The sequence below is a fragment of the Bradyrhizobium sp. genome (assembly GCF_035570375.1).
Lineage (GTDB): Bacteria > Pseudomonadota > Alphaproteobacteria > Rhizobiales > Xanthobacteraceae > Bradyrhizobium.
On sequence record NZ_DATMLW010000277.1, the window covers coordinates 1 to 20901 of the forward strand.

General features: G+C 59.8%; 23 protein-coding genes. 19 read left to right on the forward strand and 4 right to left on the reverse strand.

What is annotated here, in order from left to right:
- Positions 1-357 precede the first annotated feature (357 nt).
- Both VNX23_RS30770 and VNX23_RS30775 read left to right on the forward strand, forming a co-directional pair.
- Entirely contained in the window at positions 358-1047 is a 690-nt protein-coding gene (locus tag VNX23_RS30770) for a putative quinol monooxygenase (protein ID WP_325635698.1), read from the forward strand.
- Positions 1048-1160: 113 nt separating this feature from the next.
- Complete coding sequence (locus tag VNX23_RS30775; protein WP_325635700.1) at positions 1161-2495, forward strand: MFS transporter; 1335 nt, start codon at positions 1161-1163, stop codon at positions 2493-2495.
- On the opposite strand, the gene VNX23_RS30780 is transcribed toward VNX23_RS30775, so the two are convergent.
- Positions 2482-3516 carry an amidohydrolase family protein gene (locus VNX23_RS30780; RefSeq protein ID WP_325635702.1) on the reverse strand — a complete coding sequence of 345 codons (1035 nt, stop codon included), beginning with the start codon at positions 3514-3516 and terminating at the stop codon, positions 2482-2484. The genes VNX23_RS30775 and VNX23_RS30780 overlap by 14 nt on opposite strands.
- 487 nt (positions 3517-4003) lie before the next feature.
- On the opposite strand from VNX23_RS30780, the gene VNX23_RS30785 reads away from it, so the two are divergent.
- Positions 4004-5884, forward strand: a complete 1881-nt coding sequence (locus VNX23_RS30785; protein WP_325635738.1) for a potassium transporter Kup — start codon at positions 4004-4006, stop codon at positions 5882-5884.
- Between the two features lie 45 nt (positions 5885-5929).
- Here the strand turns inward: VNX23_RS30785 and VNX23_RS30790 are convergent, their stop codons facing one another.
- Entirely contained in the window at positions 5930-6340 is a 411-nt protein-coding gene (locus VNX23_RS30790) for a hypothetical protein (RefSeq protein WP_325635704.1), read from the reverse strand.
- 406 nt (positions 6341-6746) lie between these two features.
- On the opposite strand from VNX23_RS30790, the gene VNX23_RS30795 reads away from it, so the two are divergent.
- Both VNX23_RS30795 and VNX23_RS30800 read left to right on the forward strand, forming a co-directional pair.
- The gene (locus VNX23_RS30795) at positions 6747-7154 is read left to right on the forward strand and encodes a DNA-directed RNA polymerase subunit N (protein ID WP_414643115.1); all 408 of its coding nucleotides are present in this window, start codon (positions 6747-6749) and stop codon (positions 7152-7154) included.
- An 877-nt stretch (positions 7155-8031) separates the two neighbouring features.
- Entirely contained in the window at positions 8032-8442 is a 411-nt protein-coding gene (locus tag VNX23_RS30800) for a hypothetical protein (protein ID WP_325635741.1), read from the forward strand.
- Here VNX23_RS30800 and VNX23_RS30805 read toward each other — a convergent pair.
- Complete coding sequence (locus VNX23_RS30805) at positions 8382-8597, reverse strand: DUF2158 domain-containing protein (protein WP_325635708.1); 216 nt, start codon at positions 8595-8597, stop codon at positions 8382-8384. The genes VNX23_RS30800 and VNX23_RS30805 overlap by 61 nt on opposite strands.
- 845 nt (positions 8598-9442) lie before the next feature.
- On the opposite strand from VNX23_RS30805, the gene VNX23_RS30810 reads away from it, so the two are divergent.
- Positions 9443-10087, forward strand: a complete 645-nt coding sequence (locus VNX23_RS30810) for a hypothetical protein (protein WP_325635710.1) — start codon at positions 9443-9445, stop codon at positions 10085-10087.
- Positions 10088-10694: 607 nt separating this feature from the next.
- A complete protein-coding gene (locus VNX23_RS30815; RefSeq protein WP_325635712.1) occupies positions 10695-10874 on the forward strand; it encodes a hypothetical protein in 180 nt (59 codons plus the stop codon).
- Between the two features lie 229 nt (positions 10875-11103).
- Here the strand turns inward: VNX23_RS30815 and VNX23_RS30820 are convergent, their stop codons facing one another.
- Entirely contained in the window at positions 11104-12033 is a 930-nt protein-coding gene (locus tag VNX23_RS30820) for a DMT family transporter (RefSeq protein WP_325635714.1), read from the reverse strand.
- Positions 12034-12192: 159 nt separating this feature from the next.
- Between VNX23_RS30820 and VNX23_RS30825 the strand changes: the two genes are divergently transcribed.
- The 12 genes from VNX23_RS30825 (at position 12193) to maiA (ending at position 20633) form a co-directional block, all read left to right on the forward strand.
- Positions 12193-13365, forward strand: a complete 1173-nt coding sequence (locus VNX23_RS30825) for a phage terminase large subunit (RefSeq protein WP_325635716.1) — start codon at positions 12193-12195, stop codon at positions 13363-13365.
- Between the two features lie 367 nt (positions 13366-13732).
- On the forward strand, positions 13733-14092 hold the full coding sequence (locus VNX23_RS30830) for a hypothetical protein (protein WP_325635718.1): 360 nt from the start codon (positions 13733-13735) through the stop codon (positions 14090-14092).
- A 44-nt stretch (positions 14093-14136) separates the two neighbouring features.
- The gene (locus VNX23_RS30835) at positions 14137-14424 is read left to right on the forward strand and encodes a hypothetical protein (protein ID WP_325635720.1); all 288 of its coding nucleotides are present in this window, start codon (positions 14137-14139) and stop codon (positions 14422-14424) included.
- Complete coding sequence (locus VNX23_RS30840) at positions 14425-14760, forward strand: hypothetical protein (protein ID WP_325635722.1); 336 nt, start codon at positions 14425-14427, stop codon at positions 14758-14760.
- Positions 14761-14991: 231 nt separating this feature from the next.
- Positions 14992-15153, forward strand: coding sequence for a hypothetical protein (locus tag VNX23_RS30845; protein WP_325635724.1), 162 nt, complete (start codon positions 14992-14994; stop codon positions 15151-15153).
- A 64-nt stretch (positions 15154-15217) separates the two neighbouring features.
- Entirely contained in the window at positions 15218-15511 is a 294-nt protein-coding gene (locus VNX23_RS30850) for a hypothetical protein (RefSeq protein ID WP_325635740.1), read from the forward strand.
- 29 nt (positions 15512-15540) lie between these two features.
- Positions 15541-15690, forward strand: a complete 150-nt coding sequence (locus VNX23_RS30855) for a hypothetical protein (RefSeq protein WP_325635726.1) — start codon at positions 15541-15543, stop codon at positions 15688-15690.
- A 17-nt stretch (positions 15691-15707) separates the two neighbouring features.
- The gene (locus tag VNX23_RS30860) at positions 15708-16220 is read left to right on the forward strand and encodes a GNAT family N-acetyltransferase (protein ID WP_325635728.1); all 513 of its coding nucleotides are present in this window, start codon (positions 15708-15710) and stop codon (positions 16218-16220) included.
- 128 nt (positions 16221-16348) lie between these two features.
- A complete protein-coding gene (locus VNX23_RS30865) occupies positions 16349-17614 on the forward strand; it encodes a CoA transferase (protein WP_325635730.1) in 1266 nt (421 codons plus the stop codon).
- Positions 17615-17952: 338 nt separating this feature from the next.
- Positions 17953-18927 (forward strand): quinone oxidoreductase, encoded by a 975-nt coding sequence (locus VNX23_RS30870; protein WP_325635732.1) that lies wholly within the window; start codon positions 17953-17955, stop codon positions 18925-18927.
- Between the two features lie 12 nt (positions 18928-18939).
- Positions 18940-19794, forward strand: a complete 855-nt coding sequence (locus VNX23_RS30875) for a DJ-1/PfpI family protein (protein WP_325635734.1) — start codon at positions 18940-18942, stop codon at positions 19792-19794.
- A gap of 179 nt (positions 19795-19973) precedes the next feature.
- Complete coding sequence (gene maiA, locus VNX23_RS30880; RefSeq protein WP_325635736.1) at positions 19974-20633, forward strand: maleylacetoacetate isomerase; 660 nt, start codon at positions 19974-19976, stop codon at positions 20631-20633.
- Positions 20634-20901: the final 268 nt, after the last annotated feature.

Genomic DNA, 20901 nt, shown 5'->3' on the forward strand with positions numbered 1-20901 from the left:
TCCGCCGATATGCCAGGCGCTGGCTGGTCGAACGCTTCTTCGCCTGGATTCAGTGGCGCCGGCGCCTGCTGGTCCGCTGGGAGTTCTATCCTCAAAACTTTCTCGGTTTCGTTCAACTCGCTTGCCTACTTATCCTCTTCAAGCAATTTTGAGATAGGTTCTAGAAAACAATGACTTACTAGTGTCCTTTCGATTCCGAAGTTCGCAAACGAGGTGGCGGCAAAATGATGCGAACTTCGGAATCGGGACACTAGCCGTGCCTTAAGTTGAAATACCCCGAATGTGCGACGCAGACGGGGTAACCAACAGGAGACCTCGAACGAGGATCCATCCGTCGCTTTCTGGAGGAATTCCCCGATGCATCGTATTTTCCTGGCTGCTGGCTTCGTGATGGCCGGCCTGTTGTCCTTCGGCCACGCGGTCCTTGCGCAAGATGCCAGTCAGCCCGTCTATATCGTGACCTATGTCGAGGTCGTGCCGAGCTCGGTTGCCGATGCGCGGCAGTTGATTATCAACTACGCCAACGAGGCGCGAAAAGCCTCCGGCGCGGTTGCGGCCGAGGCGCTGCAGCGCATTTCCGACCCCAATCATTTCGCCCTGATCGAGCAATGGCAGTCGCAGGCCGCCAAGCAGGCGTTTGCCGCGACGCCTTCGGTCACGACCTTCCGTGCTGCGCTCAACCCCCTGCAGAGCGCGGCCTATGACGAGCGCATTCATGCAGCTCTTTCGGTCGGCTCGGCGAAGCCGATTTCGGGTGATGCCATCGTGATCCTGACCCACGTCGATGTCGTGCCGACGCAGGTTGAGCCGGGCACCGCCAAGGTGAAAGGCTTTACGGAGGAGGGCAGGAACGCGCCGGGTAACCTCCGCTTCGACGACGTGGTCCAGGCCAACCGGAAGAATCATTTCACGCTGATCGAAAGCTGGGAAAAGCCCGCCGACAAGAACGCCTGGATCTCGACCAAGACCGCGCGGGCCTTCCGCGAGGAATTGCAGCCGATGAGCGGTGCGCTTTACGACGAGCGTGTCTACAAGCCGGTACGCTGATCGCAGTGTCCAGGCCGGCACGAAAAACAACGGCGGGAAAGCAATTTCCCGTCGTTGCTTTGCGGGAGTGATGGTAGCATCTGCTGGAAGCATCGATCGCGCGTGCAATGACAATGGAACGTGCCACCGCCGAGGTCGCGATCGAGCCTGCGCCAGAGCGACTCGCGCCGTCGGTTCGCCGGGGCATCTTTCTCTATCTCGGCATCCTGATCGTCCTTTTGGCCTTCGGCGGCCCGTCCGGCGGCCTGATCGATATTCCGATCAGTTTCTTCCTCAAGAACCGATTGCATCTGGAGGCGCATCAGGTCGCCCATTTCCGCCTCATCGCGGCGATCCCGCTTTATCTGTCGTTTGCGTTCGGATTCATCCGCGACATGTGGAATCCGCTTGGCCTGCGTGACCGCGGGTTCATGCTGGTGTTTGGCGGTCTTTGCGCGTTGCTCTATCTCGGCTTTGCGTTTCTGCCGATGACTTACGCCTCGCTGCTCGTTGCGGTGATCGTGCTGACGACCTCGTTCCTGTTCGTAGCCAGTGCCCAGAACGGGCTGGCCTCGACCATCGGCCAGCAGCATGCGATGACCGGCCAGATCAGCGCCGCTTGGAACGTGTTTACGTCGATTCCGCTGGTTGCGGCCTTGTTGGCCGGCGGCTGGCTTTCGGGTTTGCTCGAGGACAGGAACGCCGATTCCGCGACACGCGTCCTGTTCGTCGCCGGCGCCGTGATCATGGCGGCGGTGAGCCTGTTCGCGCTGTGGAAGCCGAAAGACGTGTTCGAAAATGTTCACGCCGAACATGGAAGCGACGTGCATCCGCTTGCCGACATCAAGCGGCTGTTCGGCGAGTGGCGGATCTATCCGGCGATGGCGATCTGGCTGTTGTGGAATTTCGCGCCCGGGTCGACCACGCCGCTGCAGTATCATCTGCAGAACAATCTCCACGCCACCGACGCCCAATGGGGGCAGTGGAACGCGATTTTTGCCGCATCCTTCATCCCGACCTTCATCGTTTACGGCTTTTTGTGTCGTCGCTTTCCGTTAAGGACGCTTCTGCTGTGGGGGACGGTCATTGCCGTGCCCCAGATGGTCCCTCTGCTCTTCATTGATTCGGTGACGGGCGCCTTGGTCGCCGCTGTGCCGATGGGCTTGATGGGCGGCCTTGCCACCGGCGCTTACATGGATCTGATCATTCGTTCTTGTCCCAGAGGCTTGCAGGGGACCACACTGATGATGTCGAGCAGCCTTTATTTCGTCATCTCGCGATTTGGCGACCTTCTCGGAACCACGCTCTATGATCGCTATGGCGGGTTTACTGTCTGCGTCATCGCGATCACTTTTGTCTACGCACTCATTCTGCCGACGCTGTGGCTCGTACCCAAAGAGCTGATCGCGACCACCGACGGTGAGGTGGTCGAAGTGAGCCGAGGCATAGAAGCGCTCAACCGGTCTTGAGCCGTGGCAGCAGGGTGAGCGCGTTGTCACGGCCGATCGCCTTGAGATCGGCGTCCGTCAGGCCGATCTGCGGCATGGTGTCGGCGGTCTCGCCAAGGGCACGGTAAGGGAAATCGCTGCCGAAGAGGATCTGGCTCGTCGGAATAAGGCCGGTGAGGGCGGCGATCGCCGGCCGATAGCCAGAGACCGCGACGTCGTAATAGAGCCGCTTGAGCTCGTAGTCGACGCCGTGGGGGAGTTTTTCGCCGAGATCCTTTGGACCGTACTGGGTCAGGCGGGCCGCAACGATCGGCACGGTGCCGCCGGCGTGGCAGAAAATGAAGCGGATGTCCTTCAGCCGCGTCAGCGTGCCCGAGAACAACAGGCTGATGATGGTGCGCGTGGTGTCCTGCGGGACTTCGGCCATCAGCGTCGCGATACCCGGCATCAGGGTGCGACAGCAATTAGGGGTCGTCGGATGCACGAAGACCACGGCCTTGCGCCGGTTCAGTTCTTCGAGCACGCTCCTGTAGGCGGGATCGCCGAGCCACTTGTCGCCATAGCTCGTGAGCAGGCCGATGCCGTCGGCCTTCAGCACGTCGAGCCCATATTCGATTTCGCGCAAGCTTCCTTCGGTGTCCGGCAGCGGAATCGCCGCAAACAGGCCGAAGCGGCCGGGATGGTCGCGCACGAGTTCGGCGCCATATTCGTTGACCCGGCGTGCCGTCGTGCGCGCTTCCTCCGCATTGCCGAACCAGACGCCGGGCGTCGAAAGCGACAGCACCGCGGTTTCGACACCGTGCTCATCCATCGCAGCGAGCGATTGTTGCGGCGTCCATTCCAGCCACGCCCGGCTGATCTCGCCGCCGCGCGAACCCGCAATCCGCTCGCGATTTTCCGCAAGATAAAAAGGCGGGACGATGTGGCTGTGAACGTCAATCAGCCGGCGGCTTCCTGCGCGCGCCGTTCGTGCCGCCCCGATCGACGTGGCCGCGGACAAACCTGCGGCCGCAAGGTTCGCGAGGAACTTCCGCCGGGGCATGCCGCGCGGCGAAACCGACGGCGCCTTGCAACAAAAGCAGCCGCGAAGGGGTTGAGCTCTATTCCACTGATCTTGCATGGCATTCTCTTCAGGCGGGGATCGAGCAGGCAGGACGGGCCGATGGCAGCCTAGTGTCCCGATTCCGAAGTTCATGTCATTGTGCGGCGTACTCGTTTAACGAACTTCGGAATCGAAGGGACACTAGCAAATTCATGATTCTAGTGTGGCTTTTGGTTCAGAAGTCCCTATGACGAACTCGCGAGCTGCAACGATACGGACTTCTGAACCGCCACACTAGGATACGCACCGCCTTTGCGGATGTCGATTGGCGGCCGTTTGGGAAAGAGCGCGGTCGTCGCCCTGTCGCAATCGCTGGCAATAGTTTGTAAAGGAGTTTTCGGTTGTCGGTGGCGGCCAGGATTGTTGCGGACATTCGGCCGACACCTCACTTCTGGCAAGGGACGGCACATCCGTGAGCGAACAATCGATGCTGGCGACCTTCGATGCGCGGCAGGCGCCGCAAGGCAAATTGCCCGTTCTGGCCCTGTCGGCGCTCGGAATCGTGTTCGGGGATATCGGCACCAGCCCGCTTTACACATTCAAGACCGTGCTCGGGGCGGCCGAACACCCCTCCGACACCGCCACGATCCTTGGCGCACTCTCTCTCGTGCTCTGGACGCTCTTCATCATCACCACCGTCAAATATGTTTCGTTCGCCATGCGCGTCGACAACGACGGCGAGGGCGGCATCCTTGCGCTGATGGCGCTCTTGGGCGTGAAGAAGCATCACCGGCCGACCATCGTGGCGGTCGGCCTGTTCGGCGCGGCGTTGATCTACGGCGACGGCGCGATCACGCCCGCGATCTCGGTGCTTTCGGCGCTGGAAGGCCTCGAGATGGTGACGCCCGCCTTGCAGCCCTACGTCGTGCCCGCCGCGGTTGTGATCCTGGTTGCGCTGTTCGCAATCCAGTCGAGAGGGACGGCTGCCATCGGACATTTCTTCGGCCCGGTGATGCTGACATGGTTTGCCGCCATGGTGGTGATGGGAGTCTGGGGCATCGCGCGTCATCCTGCGGTGTTCGTCGCGGTCAATCCCGCCTACGGCATCTCGTACCTGTTCTCGCACGGAATGACCGGCTTCCTGGTGCTGGGTGCGGTGTTTCTCTGCGTAACTGGTGCGGAAGCGCTTTACGCCGACATGGGTCATTTCGGCAGCCGGCCGATCAAGCTGGCCTGGTTCGCGGTCGTGTTTCCGAGCCTGATCGTCAATTATGCGGGACAGGCGGCACTGGTGCTCGAAGGCGCACCGACCGACGGCAATATCTTCTACCGGCTCTGCCCCCAGCCGCTCCTGATTCCGCTGGTCGTGCTCGCAACGATTGCCACCATCATTGCCAGCCAGTCGATCATCACCGGCGCTTTTTCGATGACGAGGCAGGCGATCCAGCTCGGCTGGCTGCCGCGGCTTCTGATCAAGCAGACTTCTTCGGAAGGCTATGGCCAGATTTATGTCGGCGTCGTCAACTGGGTGCTGATGATCGTGACGGTCGGCCTGACTGTCGGGTTCGGCAGGTCGGACAATCTCGCGGCCGCCTACGGCATCGCGGTTTCACTGACCATGCTGATGACCTCGGCGCTGCTTTTCATTGCAATGCGCGAGATATGGCAATGGAACGTATTGGCCGCAGGCCTCGTCGCGGGCTGCTTTCTGCTTGTTGACGGCGCCTTCTTCCTTGCCAACCTCACCAAGGTCGCCGAGGGCGGATATGTGCCGTTGATCCTTGCCGTCTCCGTTTACGGTGTGATGTGGATCTGGCACCGCGGTGCTGCCGCGGTTACGATGCGGCTGCGCGACTCGCTGATCCCGGTGCCGGATTTTTTGAAAAAGATTTCGGCTGCGAATGTGCCGCGGGTTCCCGGTACGGCCGTATTTCTCACCCGCGCCGAGCGCGACACGCCGCCGGTGCTGGTCTGGCACATCAAACATAACCGCGCGCTTCACCAGCATGTGTTGGTGCTGCGCGTGGAAATCCAGTCGGTGCCGTGGGTGTCAGGGCGGGACCGCATGACGGTCACGGAAATCGCACCGAATTTCTGGCGCGCCGATGCGCGTTACGGATTCATGGAGCGTCCTCATATTCCGGAACTGCTCGCGGCCGGCAAATTGCTCGGCTGCACCGTCGACCTCGACGACGTCACTTACTATGTGGGACACGAGACGGTGATCTCCCGCGAGGAAGGCGACGGCCTGCCGGCCTGGCAGGAGAGATTCTTCGCAGTCATGGAGCGCAATGCCACCCATGTCAGCGACTTCTTCAGCCTTCCCAACGATCAGGTGGTCGAGATCGGGCGCCAGGTTGCGATTTGAGCGTGGCGCGCGGTTCGCTCGCGCGCAAAGAGCAGCGGTCTCGGCTTACGGCTTCGTTACCCTGGCGACGCATGCGCCTCCGCCGCACTTCAGATTCGAAGAGGTAGTAACTACGGTCGTGGCCTTGTTCGGTGCATTGACCGGCGGGCTTTGCTTTGCGGCGGCGGCGGTCAGCCCCGCCGTCGCGTTGCCGATTGAACCTCCTTTCCCCGCTCCGACGGCCGAAGCCGGTTTCGTCATGCTGCCAACCACAGCCGGTTTGGTGACTGCGGGAGCCGAAATGGCCGTGCCGCCGATGACGGGGGCCGGCTTTGAGGCGCCGCCGATCGCGTTTTGCTTCGTCTTGGCCGGCCCGCCGATCCCGTTTTGGGCCAGAGAGGGACGCGCGACGGTCAGCGAAAGCGTGCCAATCGATATGACGAGCACCATCATCCTGATCATGGCTTTGTTCTTCATGGCTGCGATCTTGCCTGTCGTCGAACGGATATCAGCGCTTGGTCCGCGATCGTTATCCGCGCCGGGAGTCCGGATCAGTTTATCGCAGGCCATGCAAACGTGAATGCCCGGCGGGTGCAAGCGTTCAGCGCCTGTAAGGTTGCCGTAAGGAAGCCGTTTCCCAAGCGTCGCCTTAGACTGCAACATTCGGCGTGGCGGTGCTGATCGCGCGGGCGAGTTGACACGTCGGGCAAGTTGACACGTCGGGCAAATCACTGCCACCTTGGTACCATCGAATAAACCAAAACGCCCGCATCCGATGCCGGAAGCGGGCTTTTTCGTGGAGTTCCAACGCTTCGTCGTCCTTTCTGCCGCCGCATTTTCGCAGTCCCATGGGCGCATGATTTGCGGGGGACTTGCCATGAGGATGTTTCTGGTTGCTGCACTGATCGCGGGCTCGCTGCTCGCCTCGCTCGAAGCGAGAGCGCAGGAGCGCGCGGGCGATGCGGCTCTCGGTGCGGTGTCGGGCGCGGTCGTGCTTGGCCCTGTCGGCGCGGTGGCAGGTGCGATCGTCGGCTTCACCGCCGGACCTTCGATCGCACGCTCCTGGGGCATGTATCGGTCATCGCCAGCACCGCGTGCCCAGCGGACATCGCAATCGAACGCCGCGCCCGAGCCACAAGCCGCCGGCCCTGCGGCTGCGCCGCTGCCGACACCAAGGCCCGCTCATCCGTCCGTCAGTCCTACTGCGCCGGCCAACCCGCCCGGCCAACCGCAGGCCAGCATTGCGCCGCAGATGAGCGGCAAGATACCACCGGTGCAGAGTCTGGAATGATCTGAGTGCTGCGAAGCGGCCTCCAGCTTTTTTGATCTTGCCCCGTCGGGCAAATCACTGGCATATCTTTAGAGTTCGCGAGAACTGATCACTGAGCCCGCGGCTGCAAAAGCGGCCTGCGGGCTTTTTCATATTGATGCGAGGTTCGTTCACGGCGTCGCGACATCAGCACGCGGCGTTGCGCGTTCGAGCGACTACCGATCTTGCGCCAGCACATCGGCCCGACAGCCAAAGCGTTTTGAGCGAAGCGGGTTCGAGTTCGCGTAAAGAGACGCGTCAAAACAAAAGATCTGGAGTCTCGGTCCTGATTCAATAAACCGATCGGGCTTCAGGGCGACCACAACCAGCAATTGACAACGTTCTTGTTATGTTCTAGGGGTTGTCAGGCGGCATAACCCCGACGAAACGAGTGTCATGTTGCGAAGAACGCCAACTCCGGTTGCCGCCGATAATCGGAGCGTAGTCGATGCGCTCTTGAAGCGTGAGAGAGCTTTCGGGCACGTCAAAGCCAGTGCACCGATGCGCGTGGCAGCGATTCTGGCGCTTCTTCTTCTATGCCTGATGAACACCTCCAGCGCACGCGCGGATTCGGCCTCATGCCTTGCCAGGGCTGCGTCATTCGTTACCGAATTGGACGAATTGCTGGAGAAAGAACAATACTCAATTAGGCCTCATAAGGATCTCATGAAGGAATATTTTCCGCTTCGCGATTGCGAGGCAGAAGCCTGTTGGATGTGGTTAGAAGTTCGCGATTCATCAGGTCGATATCCTACTTTCCTCGCAGGAACGAATATTTCATCAGGTTCGAAAGGGACAACCTGCGAGCCTCATTCGGCTATTTCGTTGCGGAGAGAAAGTCGGAGTTAGCCGGCGCCGGGTGGATAAACAAGCCGTGAGCGATGGAAGATACCCGAAAATCCTTGGCGCGATCAGCGTGCTCCTTCTTGCATGTGCCCAGCTACCAGGCGCACGCGCAGATTCGGCCTCATGCCTGGCGAAGGTCGCTTTGTTCGTCAGGGAGCTGGATGAGCTGCTGGAGAAAGAAAAATACCACAGCCGGCCGTATTCCGATCTGGCTGAACGGTCTTTTCCGTTTCGCGACTGTGAGGCAGAGGCCTTGCTGGATGTCGTGAGACAATCGCGTTTCATTCGGTCGATACAGCATAGTCCTCGTCCCGAGGAATATCACATCCTGTTCGAACGGGATGGCCTGGGAGCCTGGTTCTCTTATTTCGTCTCGGAGCGAAAGTCCCGGGCGGCAGGCGCTGGATTCACCCGTAAGCCGTGAGCAGAAATGACATGTCTGAGAAAATCTACCTGACCCCCCCCGTCGAGTTTCGTTGTTCCCTCAAACCACACACACCAAATGGTCGGCTTCCCGGTCAAGTAGGCTTGCCCAACTTGAGTCACTGTCATTTTGGGCCCTCCCGATTTCACTTGCACAACGTCACCCGGCTTAAAGGTATCAGAGATGAAAACCCCTCAACTTTCGGAGCAGGAAATGCGATTGGAGTGCCTTCGGCTAGCGCCCCGTATGGGAACAGCCGATGACACTTTGGCGGCAGCCATGAAGCTCTGGGATTTTATCCGCAGCAATTCACAGGTTGATGCACCCCATAGCACTCAACCTAAGTGACTGGTTTGTAAAGTACATAATCGCCCATCGCGAGCTCTGTCAAAGGCCAGTACGGTCTGCGACTGCAGAAGCGTCAAGCGCACGATACTAAGGAGATCGCATCGATGTTCTTGCCTTTAGCGAAGCTGGTCCGATGTCTGCTCGCGATTTCTATCGCGTCAGGTTCTGCAACTGCGGCGTCGATTGCGCGTGCGTCGATAACGTGCATACCGTTCGATGAATTTCCTGCCGTTTCGGATCCATCGATCCGGGATCAATTGGAAACCCATGTAAGGGGGCTCCCCGGCCTCAAGAACCCCAGGATCAGAAGTCTTGACCGCCGCTCTTCATCGTCACCGCCGAGGGTAGGTTTTGCAAAGACATCCCCCGTTGCGAACATCGTCTCCTGGACCTGCGGAATGGCGTGGTCAGGGACGTCTTTGCCTTTCGAGGAACGGGCATAACCTGGGTTTTAGGGTCTCCGCAGGGCCTGTGGATGGAAGATTTGCAGGACGAGTATTCGTTTTGGGCATTTGTGACGACCGAACACACTTTCATCAGTGTGGACCTGCCTCGTTCTGGCGATATGGTTGTGATTGACTCGCCGGGGCCCGAGACACTGAAGACACTTCAAGTATGCGCGCACTGGAAATGAATAGATAAGAGGAAAAAAATGGCCGAGACACGTCAGATTGGAAGATTGACGATTCACTTTCTGGGAGACGACGCGGCGCGGCTTGGAAAGTCGTTCGACGACTCGTTCTCCGGATCGCCGTCTTTTAGAGATGCGATGGCCGAAACGGCGCGCACGCAGAGACATATTTACGTCGGCAGCTCGCTGGACGACATACGAGATCAGCCAGGCTTTGAGGGCGTTGGATTTAACCCGGACTCGGAACAGAAGCAGAGCGCGTTTGGAAAACCAGCTGGAGGCGACAGCTATTTTGTTGTAGTTACCAATAAGAAACACCATCTCACTCAAAGCAACGGACAAACGTTTCCTGGATCGAGGGACCTGTCGCTCGTTCACGAGTTCCTGCATCCCTCACAAATTATGCGCACTCTCGCCGAGACCGGGAATCTTAGTGCACGTGATAGCGAGACTCGTACCCAAATGCGTGAGCAAAAGATTGCCGAGGAGCTTGGTCGAATACCGGGGCAAGATTTTCCCGATGTACGCGCCGAATTTCTTCGGCCTTTAGAAACGTGTCGGCTTCTTCGCCAAACAATTCGAGCCATGGCCTTGTTCCGCCGATCTCGGCGCCACCGGATTCGCAAGGACCGCTTTCCCTCAATGACGCCTATCTTGAATATTTGAGGCGATTGGGCCTCGGCCAGTCCTGAGCGCCATCGTTTGATTCAACACGCCGGAAACCGGGGCCCGCCGGATTTTCTCCTGTCCTATCCAATCGACCGGTGGTAGCGGCGCGCTTGCCTCGACGGGCAAATCACTGGCATATCTCCAACATCGCAAGAACTGATGATTAAGCCCGCGGTCCGAACCTGGCCCGCGGGTTTTTCATTTTCCGAAATTCGGACGGTGGCCGCAGGGCGCACCAATCTCTTCGACGCGCGTGCCGCAAGGCGCCTTTCAAGCGCGCTGCCGTCCGAACCCAGCTTGATCACGTGAGGCTTCATGGTTCGAGACGCGGCGCAAGTCGCGCGGCTTCTCACCCATGAGGCTGTAAGCGTTTGACGAGCTCGTCCCGAGGGGGTGCGCAAAGCGCCGTCTCGAGGGTGGGCGGCTCTTACCTTTCGCTGGCGCGCGCGAACGCGCCGGCACGCGGCTCTCAAGGAGAGAACAGGGTTCGCGCCCGAAATGACCCGCGCACGTTTGCGAGGTCATGCCGCGTTTTTTAACCCAACTGTCAGCAGAGGTTACGCAACAAACGTAGTCGCGATTCCAGAGCAGGGGAGAGATTTGCATGAGCGCCGAGATCATCCAGTTCGTCCTGCGACCAAACCGCAGACGCCACCTTTCGCCGTCTTCTGCGAGAGCCCGATCAATCTTTGCCGAGGACGATCTCGCCATGGACCATGCCGACACCGCGACTTGCGAATATGTCTCGTCCTGCCACGAACGAGGCGGCCAAGACGGTAAGTGAGGCGCGGTTTGATTTTTTTTGGTCAGTCGAGCCGCGAACTCCGTTCCTTTTCCCTTCGCGGGAGAAGGTGACGCGGACGAAAGTCCGCGCCGGATGAGGCGTATTATCACCAAGCTGCCGAGGCAAACCCCTCACCCGGATCGCATCTAAAGATGCGATCCGACCTCTCCCGCAAGGGGAGAGGTAAGACCCTCCATGCCGCTCCGGCTCAGTCCAACTTCACCATGCATCAACTCGCCGCCACCGCGCGGCGCAGGAAGAACCGGCCGTCGATCGCGGCAAGTCCGGCGCCGATGCAGATAAGCCCGGCGAAATGCCTGACCTCGAGGTGCTCGCTCAGTCCGTAAGCCCCCATCAGTATAGCGCTCACGGGAATGAGGAAGGTCACGAGCAAGAGGTTGGTCGCGCCGGCAGTGGCGAGAATGCGGAAATAAAGCACATAGCCGAGTGCGGTCGAGAACACGGCGATGCCGACCGCGGCACCCCACACAGGCCACGGCGGTACAGCGAGCGTCCACGGCGTATCGACAAGCATGGCCAACGGGACCAGCAGGATCGCGGAGGCCGTCACCTGGCCGGTCGCGGTCATGATCGGCTCGATCCCCATTCGGTGAAAGCGGCGGCCGTAGACGCCGGCGAAGGCATAGGAAACGGCGGCCAGAAGCACCGCGAACTGCGCCAGCACATTGGCGCCCAGCCCTTGCAGCGAGTCGGCACTCGTAAGCACCACGACGCCCAGAAAGCCGATCGCGATACCGAGAAGCCGGTTGACGGTGATCTTCTCGTCGTGCGTCAAAAAATGCGCGACGATGACCGTCCATATCGGGGTGGTCGCGTTCAGGATCGCCGCGAGCCCGGAAGCGATGTGGCTCTGGCCCCAGACCACGAGGCAAAAGGGGATCGCGTTGTTGAGAAGGCCCATGCCGAAAAACGCGCGCCAGGCCGAAGGAGCATGGGGCATGCTCTTTCCGAGCACTGTCAGCAGGACATTGAGGATGATGGCGGCAAGACCAACGCGCAAGGATACGATCGTGAGCGGCGGCAACGCCTTGAGCTGCACGCCTGCGAAGAAAAACGAGCCGCCCCAGAACACCGACAACAACAGAAGCGCGAGCCACTCGCCCCGATTCATGCGGCGGTTCACTGTCAGCTCGGTCATTTCATTTCCACCCGTTTGAAGTGGGCCACGCGGCCAGATCGGCGTCGGCAAGTTTGCGGGCTCACGGCAAGCCGTGCCGGTCTTCTGATACGAAAAAATTCAACGCGCCACCCGATTTCCGAAAAGCGGGGCGCGCGTTGCGACAATGCGGAAACCAGAATGTCCAGGTCCATCACCGAAATCCGTTCTCTGGCGAGGAGCCATACGCGCACGGCGCTGAACGTGCTGGTCGGCGTGATGCGCAACACCAAGGCGCCGGCGCCGGCGCGGATCGCGGCCGCCAACGCCATTCTTGACCGTGGCTGGGGCAAGGCGACGCAAGCCATCGACAACGGCGATGGCAGCGCGCTCGAGCTCATCATCGCATCGAGCGTGTCATTGTCCATCCTGAAAATCCCGACCGCGAAAATATTTGAGCCGCTGCTGCAATGTGCACGCTACAAGGCTGTGTACGGCGGTCGCGGTTCGGGCAAATCGCATTTTTTCGGCGAGCTTTTGGTCGAGACCTGCCAGGCCGAGCGTGGCACGCTCGCGGTGTGCATTCGCGAGGCGCAAAGGACGCTGGCGCAATCCTCCAAGCGGCTGATCGAAAGCAAGATCGCGACGCTTGGTCTCGGTCACGGTTTCAAGGTTTTCAGCGACAAAATCGCAACCCCCGGCGACGGCATCATCATCTTCCGCGGCATGCAGGATCTTGCGATTTACAACAACAGCGACGGTGCGTTTTACCTGCAGGGATTCTACGGCAATCCCTACAATGTGCCGCTGGCCGGCGGCATGGATTATTGGGGAACGACGGTGCCCAATTCATCCTTTGCCTTCCCGATCGGGCAGGCGATCTCGCGAACGACCTACGCATCGCTGTTTGCGATCATGGGGACCACCTATGGCAGCGGCGACGGCTCGACCACGTTCAATCTGCCGGACAAAACGGGGCGTGTCTCGGCGATGAAGGAAGCGGCGGCAACGCGGCTGACGTCCTCCTTTTTCGGAGGCAATTCAACTCTGATGGGGGCGGTTGGCGGCGCTGAGAGTCACACACTGACGATCGCGGAAATTCCGTCGCATCAGCACAGCGTGTTTTTGAAGGATCCAGGACACTTTCATACGGTGACCAACGGCGTACCTAGCCTCATATTCAATTACCAAGGCTCAGGTAGTCAAGGCTCCCCCGCAACTCCTGTCAATACGGATACGAAGGCAACTGGAATCACCATCGGATCGGTAAACGGTGTTGCTAATGACAACCAGACCGCCGGGGCGGGAAGCGGTGGCGCTCATGCTGTTGTCCAGCCCACCATTGTATGCAACTACATATTGCGCATCATTTGAGGCAGGCGCCAAACAGGACTTCGACCGCGCTGGCCTCTTCACAATTGGGACGATCCTCCGGAGCGAAGATCGCGAAGGCCAAACAAATCAGAACAATGGCAGAAACAAAAACAGCTTGATGTCTTGTCAAGATTGCTACTCGCGGCTGTATCGCTTTTAAATGACATAGCAACCTAAAGGCGTAAATAGTCAAACAATCACCCACATACTTATGTTCGACAACATAACCCTGCTCGCCGCATAGAGGCGCATTTCGAGCGTCGGAATACTGCAAAGAGGTATAGACTCGCGTCTGGCCTCAGGTCCATTTCCGAGCACCCCAGTCGCTCCTAATCCCGCCTTCCGGCTCTTCTTCCTGGATCAAACAATGACAGACATCGCAGCCCTCAGGGCAGCGAATGCGCGGCGCTGGGCGAAAGCCAAGTTGACCCGCAATTTTTCCGTCGTGGCCAGACATCTCGTCTCGCCCGACGTCAGGTCGCGTTATCAGGCCGTCGCCGTGAAGACGGGCGTGCCCTGGCCCGTCATCGCCGTCATCCACGAGCGGGAATGCTCGCAGGATTGGACGGGGTCGCTCGCGCAAGGAGACCCGTGGGACCGGATTTCGGTTCACGTTCCCGCCGGGAGGGGGCCCTTCAAATCCTGGGAAGAGGCCGCGATCGATGCGCTGAACAACTGTGCGCCGTATGCCGGACGCACAGGGACTGGACCATCGGCCCCCTGCTGACGAAACTCGAGGAATATAACGGGCTCGGTTACGCCGCGCGCGGCGTGCCATCACCTTACGTGTGGTCCGGGACGGACCAGTATCGATCCGGCAAATACGTGCGTGACGGGATCTATGACCCGAATGCGGTCGACAGCCAACCCGGCTGCGCCGGCCTTCTGATGGCGATGACGGCGCTCGATCCGACGATCAGCTTCTCCGGACCCGCGCTGGCCCCTGATACTTCGAAAACGCCCATCGCAAAACCTTCTCTCACAAAACCGGCCCATGTCTCCATCGGAGCGTGGGTCGCCTCGATCTTCTCCGCCATCTTCAAATCGAAAGGAAAATAAATGTTTCACACGCTGTCGATCGGCGTCTTCATCCTTACTCTGCTCGCGGCTGGCTGGATTGCTTTCACCTTTGCCCACGCCTGGATCGTTGAGACCGGCTCATTCTGGCAGCGCACATCGAAGGCGGGGCGGAACTCGGCAACCATCGTCTGGGCCAAGCTGGTCATCATAGCGGGCGGCCTTGTCGCAGTGCTGGACAAGATCGCCGATCTTGCCGGGGATCCCACATTGACCGCGCAGATTCAGCAATACGCCACGCCGCAGATGGTTGGTTACGTCACGATCGCGATCATGCTCGTGAACGTCTGGGCACGCCTGCGAACCCTGGGCAAGTGACATGTGGCTCGTGCTCGCCAAGTGGCTGGCAGGCTTCGTGACCGGCCCCGTGTTCGATGATCTCCTTAAAGGTTATCAGGCGAAACTTGCGGCCGGAAACACGTCGGAAAGCATCGCAGCCGAACTTGCCGCCAAGGAGCTCGTGTTGCAACAACGTGAGCTGGAGCTGCAGACGCAACTCCATATCGCCGCGATTGGGCATCCCTGGGAACCCGACAAGTTGATGGGCTATTGCGTGGCGATCTATCTCGCAAAGCGATCTGGGACAAGGTGCTTGGGCTCGGCACCACCGACGGCCTTGCGGGCTTCGCCTCGACCACGTCGAACCTCATCGTCGCATCCTACTTCGCCAAGCGCGGGTTCGAGAATGTGGCGAGAATCATCAGGCGATGACCCCCCGGGATCGTCAAGCGATGACCTTGTCCAAAGAGCGGAAGGCGACCACGTCATGACTGAGATGAGCCACGACGATATCCGCACCGTCGTGCTGGAAGCGCTCGCCGAACAGCAAAGAGTCCATCACAGCGATATCGACGCCGTGGTCTTTCGCGCGATCGCCACCATCCTGACCTCGTTCGGAATCGAGGAGGAGGATCGGCGCGAACTGCGCGCGGATTTCCAGCACCTCAGGCGATGGCGAAAAAGCGTCGAGCAGGCCCAAAGTTATACCTTCAAGGCGGTGATCACGATCATCGTCGCTGGGTTCCTCGGGGCAATCTGGCTCGGCATCAAGGTGATGGTCGGCAAATGATTCACATATTCACCTTGCTTGCGGCGTTAATGATCTCATTCCCCACGCACGAGGATGTTTCCTGCTGGGCTGTGAGGAAAGCCGTCGCGCAATATGGCGTGGCGGCGGTTGAGGCCTGGGCGCGCTCGCATGGCGTCTCCGACAAGGAGATCGAGAAGGCGAGGCGATGTCTCAAGTAAGCAGGGCAAGCCTAACCTTGCTGCGCTCGCCGTCGGCGCGCGGTTCGCGATCAAAAGTCTCGCCCTACCGGATTCGCCAGGTCGATGGGCAGGATGAGGAAATCGCTGATATTCTGGCCGAGCTGCATCGCCTGACGTTCTTTGATGGTGCACAGGTTCCATCTTTCGACTGGGGCGGCTGGTGGCTTGCGTATTTCAAGGAAACGCCGATTGCCTTTGCGGGCGTCGTGCCATCAACCCATGTCCGCAACGCTGGCTATATTTGTCGCGTCGGCGTGTTGACCGGACATTGCGGGCACGGCCTTCAATTGCGCCTGATGCGCGCGATAGAAACGCTGTCGCGGCGCAGCGGCTGGAGCTATCTGGTTTCGGATACAACCCGGAATATTGCCTCAGCAAACAATTTCATCCGCGCCGGTTATCGGCTGTATCAGCCGCAATACCCTTGGGCTTTCTCAGACACTCTTTATTGGCGGAAAACAATCCGGCCCGACCCATCCCCTCATGGCACCCATTCAAAAAGGCTGTAACGTCTGTGGTCCCGGTCGCTCTAGTCTTTTGGTTGGAGCGCTAAATGGCTGTATATGGTTAGTCCGCAGCCGGCATATTCTCCGTTTGGCGGGACGGATCGCCAATCAAGGAAAGGGACAGATTGATCATGACCGCCAGACCCCGATTACCGGCACGGACGCCGAGAGAGAAGGGCGCTCCGATCGCCCTCGACGGTCTGCTGGTCATCGATTTCACCCGCGTCGTCGCCGGCCCGGCCTGCACGCAAACGCTGGCCGATTTCGGCGCCGAGGTCATCAAGATCGAAAATCCCGACGGCGGCGACGATACGCGGCACTACGAACATGCCGATCTTGCCGGTGAGAGCGCCGCCTATGTCAGTCTGAACCGCAACAAGCGTGGCATCGTGCTCGATCTCACCAAGCCTGCGGCTTGCGATGTCGCGCGCGAATTGATGGCGCGAGCCGACGTGGTGGTCGAAAATTTTTCCTCCGGCGTGATGAAGAAATATGGCCTCGACTACGCTTCGGTTGGCTCAGCCAATCCTCGGCTCGTCTATTGCTCCATTTCAGCCTATGGCCGGAAAGGACCATTCGCTTCGCGTCCGGGCTTCGACCCGATCACGCAAGCCGAAAGCGGATTCATGTCGCTCAATGGCTTTCCCGACGGGCCACCGGTTCGGACCGGCCCCCCTGCCGTTGACATGCTGACGGGGATGTCGGCCTGCAACGCCATCCTGCTTGCGCTTCTCGCCCGCGACCGTCTTGGTCGTGGCCAGCATGTCGAAGTGGCTCTGTTCGATATCGCGCTCGCGATGACCCAATTCTACGGTATGGCCTACCTGATGAGCGGCGTGAATCCGAGCCGACAGGGAAATTCGCCGAACGGATCGCCATCGGTCGGCGTGTACAGCGCTTCCGACGCGCCGTTTTATATCGCCTGCGCCAACGATCGCTTGTATCGCCGTTTGGTCGTCGACGTTCTTGGCCGACCCGATCTCGCCAGCGGCGAATTCGGCGACCGCCGGTCGCGGACCGCGAACAGGGACAAATTGCGGGCCATTCTTACCGGGATTTTCGTGCAGGATGTTCGCGAGAAGTGGGTCACGAAAATGAAGGCGGTCAATATCCCCGTTGGATATCTTCGCACGGTGGAGGAGGCCTTCAATTCACCGGAGGTTCGCGAGCGCCATCGCCTCAGCCAAATCCCGCATCCGACCGCAGGCAGTGTTCCCAACATCGAATCACCGCTCAGTCTTGGTCTGACGCCGGTCATGGACCCCATAGCGGCGCCGCTGCTTGGCCAACACACGAGGCAGGTCCTGCGCGAGAAGCTTGGCTATGACGATGGGCACATTGCCGCCCTTGCCGATGCTGGCGCCTTCGGGATGGTCGCAACAGTCGAAGTCGGCTGATATTCGGCAGCGCTCTTTCGCGAACGAGCGCGTCAAGAAATTCTGGATTGAAATGAAAGCCCGGTGGCCTCTGGCCGCCGGGCTTTTTTTGTTTTGAAGGGTTACCATCAGCTTCGCTGTCTGACATGGGCCAGCGGGTCGGGGCCGTATGAGTTTTCGCCGGCGGTGCCGCGCAGGAAGCCGATTTCGATAAATTCCGAGATCGGCAAGACAAAAGCCAAGCTTATCCTTCTCGAAGACTATTTCTCGTTGTCGTTTCGGCGGATATTGTATAGAGGCGCGGCATCAAATCACGGCCGTGGGGTTTTTCCATCTTCTGCCAGTTAAGGAGTTGTTCCATGACGCACGCCATCCGCTTTCATAAGACCGGCGGGCCTGAGGTTCTTGTCTGGGATGAAGTCAAAGTCGGTAAGCCGGGGAGCGGAGAGGCGCGCATCCGCCACACCGCCGTGGGGCTCAACTTTCTCGATATTTACCAGCGCTCCGGGCTTTATCCTCTGCAGTTGCCGAGCGGGCTTGGCAGCGAGGCTGCCGGCGTGGTCGAGGAAGTCGGCCCTGGGGTAACTGATCTCAAACCCGGCGATCGGGTTGCCTATGGGGCTGCCCCGATCGGTGCCTATTCGGAGGAGCGGCTGATTCCGGCCGAACGCCTGCTCAAACTGCCCGACGGCATCGATGACAAGACCGCGGCCGCGATGATGCTCAAGGGCCTGACAGCGCAATATCTCATCCGGCAGACCTATCGTGTCAAAGCCGGCGACACGATCCTGCTCCACGCGGCGGCCGGCGGAGTCGGCTTGATCCTCTCGCAATGGGCCAAACATCTCGCTGCGACCGTCATCGGGACCGTCGGCAATGACGAGAAGGCCGCGCTCGCGAAGGCTCATGGATGCGCGCACACGATCGTCTATTCGCGCGAGGATTTCGTCAAACGCGTCGAGGAGATCACGCAAGGCAAAAAAGTGTCTGTGGTCTATGATTCCGTCGGCAAGGACACGTTCCTGAAGTCACTCGACTGCCTGGCTCCGCTCGGGGTCGCCGCACTTTTCGGTCAATCGTCCGGAAGCGTCGAGCCGCTCAACCTCGGTCTTCTCGCCCAAAAAGGTTCGCTGTTCGTCACGCGGCCGACACTCAACACCTACGCTGCCAAACGCGAGAATCTCGTCGCAATGGCGAAGGAATTGTTCGAGGTTGTGCTCTCGGGCGCGGTCAAGATTGGGGTTCGCCAGACCTACCCACTACAGGATGCCGCGAGAGCCCACGCCGATCTTGCCGCGCGCAAGACGACCGGTTCGACCGTGCTGCTGATCTGAAGCTGGCCGGGCATGGCTCGCGTTCTCATTCCCCTGCCGGCGCGCGACTTCGATCCGACCGAGGCCGCCGTGAGTTGGCAGGTGCTTGTGAACGCCGGCCATCTCGTCGCTTTTGCCACGCCCGACGGGCGGGCGGCGGCTGCCGACGACATGATGCTGACAGGGAAAGGCCTTGATCCCTGGGGTGGGATTCCGCTGTTGCGGAATCTGCCGCTAATCGGACTTCTGATGCGCGCCAACGTCGACGCGCGCAAGGGCTATGCGGACATGCTCGCGGATCCGAAATATTTTGCGCCACGGCGCTGGGATTCCGTCAATGCATCGGAGTTCGACGGCCTGGTTTTGCCGGGCGGACATCGTGCACGCGGCATGCGCGAATTCCTCGAGAGCGAAACGCTGCAGCATCTCGTCGCGAGCTTCTTCGAGGAACAAAAGCCTGTGGCGGCGATCTGCCATGGCGTCCTGCTTGCCGCGCGCAGCATTTCAAGACGCACCGGCCGATCAGTCCTCTGCGGATACCGGACGACAGCGCTGACCTGGACATTCGAGCGCAGCGCATGGAAGGTCGCCAGGATCACGCGATTTTGGGATCCGGACTATTATCGGACTTATCTGGAAAAGCCCGGGCAGCCGGAAGGCTTCATGTCGGTGCAACAGGAAGTTACGCGCGCGCTGGCGGACCCTGCCGACTTTGTGGATGTGCCAACTGCTGATCCGCAGTACCGCCGGAAAACGTCCGGCCTGGAGCGCGATTCGTTTGACGATGCGGGGCCCGCTTTTGTGGTGCGCGATCGCAACTACGTTTCGGCGAGGTGGCCCGGCGACGCTCACACCTTCGCAAAGACCTTTGCCGAGATGCTGAATTAAGTGGCCCGATGCTTGGCCCGAAGTCGGCGTGCTTTCTTGCGCGGCTGTTAGCTCCCCTAAGCTCTAGCGGGAGATAAGGCCATTGTGCTTTGATAGAGACAAGGCCGAGGACCAAAGCCCTCGAGAACCATAAGACGATATGAGCAGAGTAATATCCAGCCGGAACTGACGGATCTTTCATGAGCATCAAGCTTTACGGGTTCTGGCGATCGATCGCCTCGTTTCGGGTGCGGGTCGCCTTGAAGCTCAAGGGCCTCGCGTTCGAGGAAACTGCGATCGACATCCTTTGCGGCGAGCAGTTCAAACCGGGTTATGACGCCGTCAATCCCGAGCATGTCGTGCCGACTTTCGTCCATGATGGCTATCAGCTGTTTCAGTCGATGGCGATCATGGAATATCTCGATGACATCAAGCCCGCGCCGCGGCTGTTGCCGGAAGATGCGAAGGAACGCGCCTATGCGCGGTCATTGGCGCTGATGACCATCGCCGATGCTCATCCGCTTGTCGTGCCGCGTGTACGCAACCACCTGGCCAAGGCATTTGGCGCCGATACCAAGGCGATCGAGAACTGGGGCAAGCACTGGACCACGGAAGGACTGGCGACGTATGAAAGGCTGCTTGGGCGGCGTGTGCCGGCGCCGTTCGCGCTTGGTGCCGAGCCCGGGCTTGCCGATATCTGCATTGCCGGCCAGGTGGTTGGCGCGCATTTTCTCAAGCTTGAACTCGGCGCCTTTCCGATCGTGGCGGGGCTTGCCGAGCGCTGCTTAAAAATGCCGGAATTTGCAACCTCACATCCGTTCGAGCAGCCCGGCTACAAGACCGCGAGCGTGCATCACTGAACGCGCCCACGATTCGTGGGATTTCGCAGGACGAAATCAGGTTGAACGTAGCCGCGATACAAGTGCGCTCCCTATCCCTTTGGGAGAGGGTTGGGGTGAGGGGGTACTGTATATCTCATGAAGGCTACCCCTTGTAAGTCGAAAGTCCGTTCGTCTGGTATTGTAGACGGTGCGGTGACGGACGGGAGTCCGCAGACCCCAAGGTCGTTGCAGACCGTGGGTGAGACAGGTGCCCCGTCCGTCAGTCCATCGAACCCGAACAGTCGCC

Bases quoted from the DNA above. Each gene is read 5' to 3' on its own strand.
- VNX23_RS30790 (WP_325635704.1), bottom strand. From the start codon at position 6,340: ATGAAGAACAAAGCCATGATCAGGATGATGGTGCTCGTCATATCGATT.
- VNX23_RS30780 (WP_325635702.1), bottom strand. From the start codon at position 3,516: ATGCCCCGGCGGAAGTTCCTCGCGAACCTTGCGGCCGCAGGTTTGTCC.
- VNX23_RS30875 (WP_325635734.1), top strand. From the start codon at position 18,940: ATGGCTCGCGTTCTCATTCCCCTGCCGGCGCGCGACTTCGATCCGACC.
- VNX23_RS30810 (WP_325635710.1), top strand. From the start codon at position 9,443: ATGGCCGAGACACGTCAGATTGGAAGATTGACGATTCACTTTCTGGGA.
- VNX23_RS30820 (WP_325635714.1), bottom strand. From the start codon at position 12,033: ATGACCGAGCTGACAGTGAACCGCCGCATGAATCGGGGCGAGTGGCTC.
- VNX23_RS30830 (WP_325635718.1), top strand. From the start codon at position 13,733: ATGACAGACATCGCAGCCCTCAGGGCAGCGAATGCGCGGCGCTGGGCG.
- VNX23_RS30855 (WP_325635726.1), top strand. From the start codon at position 15,541: ATGATCTCATTCCCCACGCACGAGGATGTTTCCTGCTGGGCTGTGAGG.
- VNX23_RS30795 (WP_414643115.1), top strand. From the start codon at position 6,747: ATGTTTCTGGTTGCTGCACTGATCGCGGGCTCGCTGCTCGCCTCGCTC.
- VNX23_RS30840 (WP_325635722.1), top strand. From the start codon at position 14,425: ATGTTTCACACGCTGTCGATCGGCGTCTTCATCCTTACTCTGCTCGCG.
- VNX23_RS30815 (WP_325635712.1), top strand. From the start codon at position 10,695: ATGAGCGCCGAGATCATCCAGTTCGTCCTGCGACCAAACCGCAGACGC.
- VNX23_RS30870 (WP_325635732.1), top strand. From the start codon at position 17,953: ATGACGCACGCCATCCGCTTTCATAAGACCGGCGGGCCTGAGGTTCTT.
- VNX23_RS30825 (WP_325635716.1), top strand. From the start codon at position 12,193: ATGTCCAGGTCCATCACCGAAATCCGTTCTCTGGCGAGGAGCCATACG.
- VNX23_RS30865 (WP_325635730.1), top strand. From the start codon at position 16,349: ATGACCGCCAGACCCCGATTACCGGCACGGACGCCGAGAGAGAAGGGC.
- VNX23_RS30775 (WP_325635700.1), top strand. From the start codon at position 1,161: ATGGAACGTGCCACCGCCGAGGTCGCGATCGAGCCTGCGCCAGAGCGA.
- VNX23_RS30785 (WP_325635738.1), top strand. From the start codon at position 4,004: ATGCTGGCGACCTTCGATGCGCGGCAGGCGCCGCAAGGCAAATTGCCC.
- VNX23_RS30850 (WP_325635740.1), top strand. From the start codon at position 15,218: ATGAGCCACGACGATATCCGCACCGTCGTGCTGGAAGCGCTCGCCGAA.
- VNX23_RS30770 (WP_325635698.1), top strand. From the start codon at position 358: ATGCATCGTATTTTCCTGGCTGCTGGCTTCGTGATGGCCGGCCTGTTG.
- maiA (WP_325635736.1), top strand. From the start codon at position 19,974: ATGAGCATCAAGCTTTACGGGTTCTGGCGATCGATCGCCTCGTTTCGG.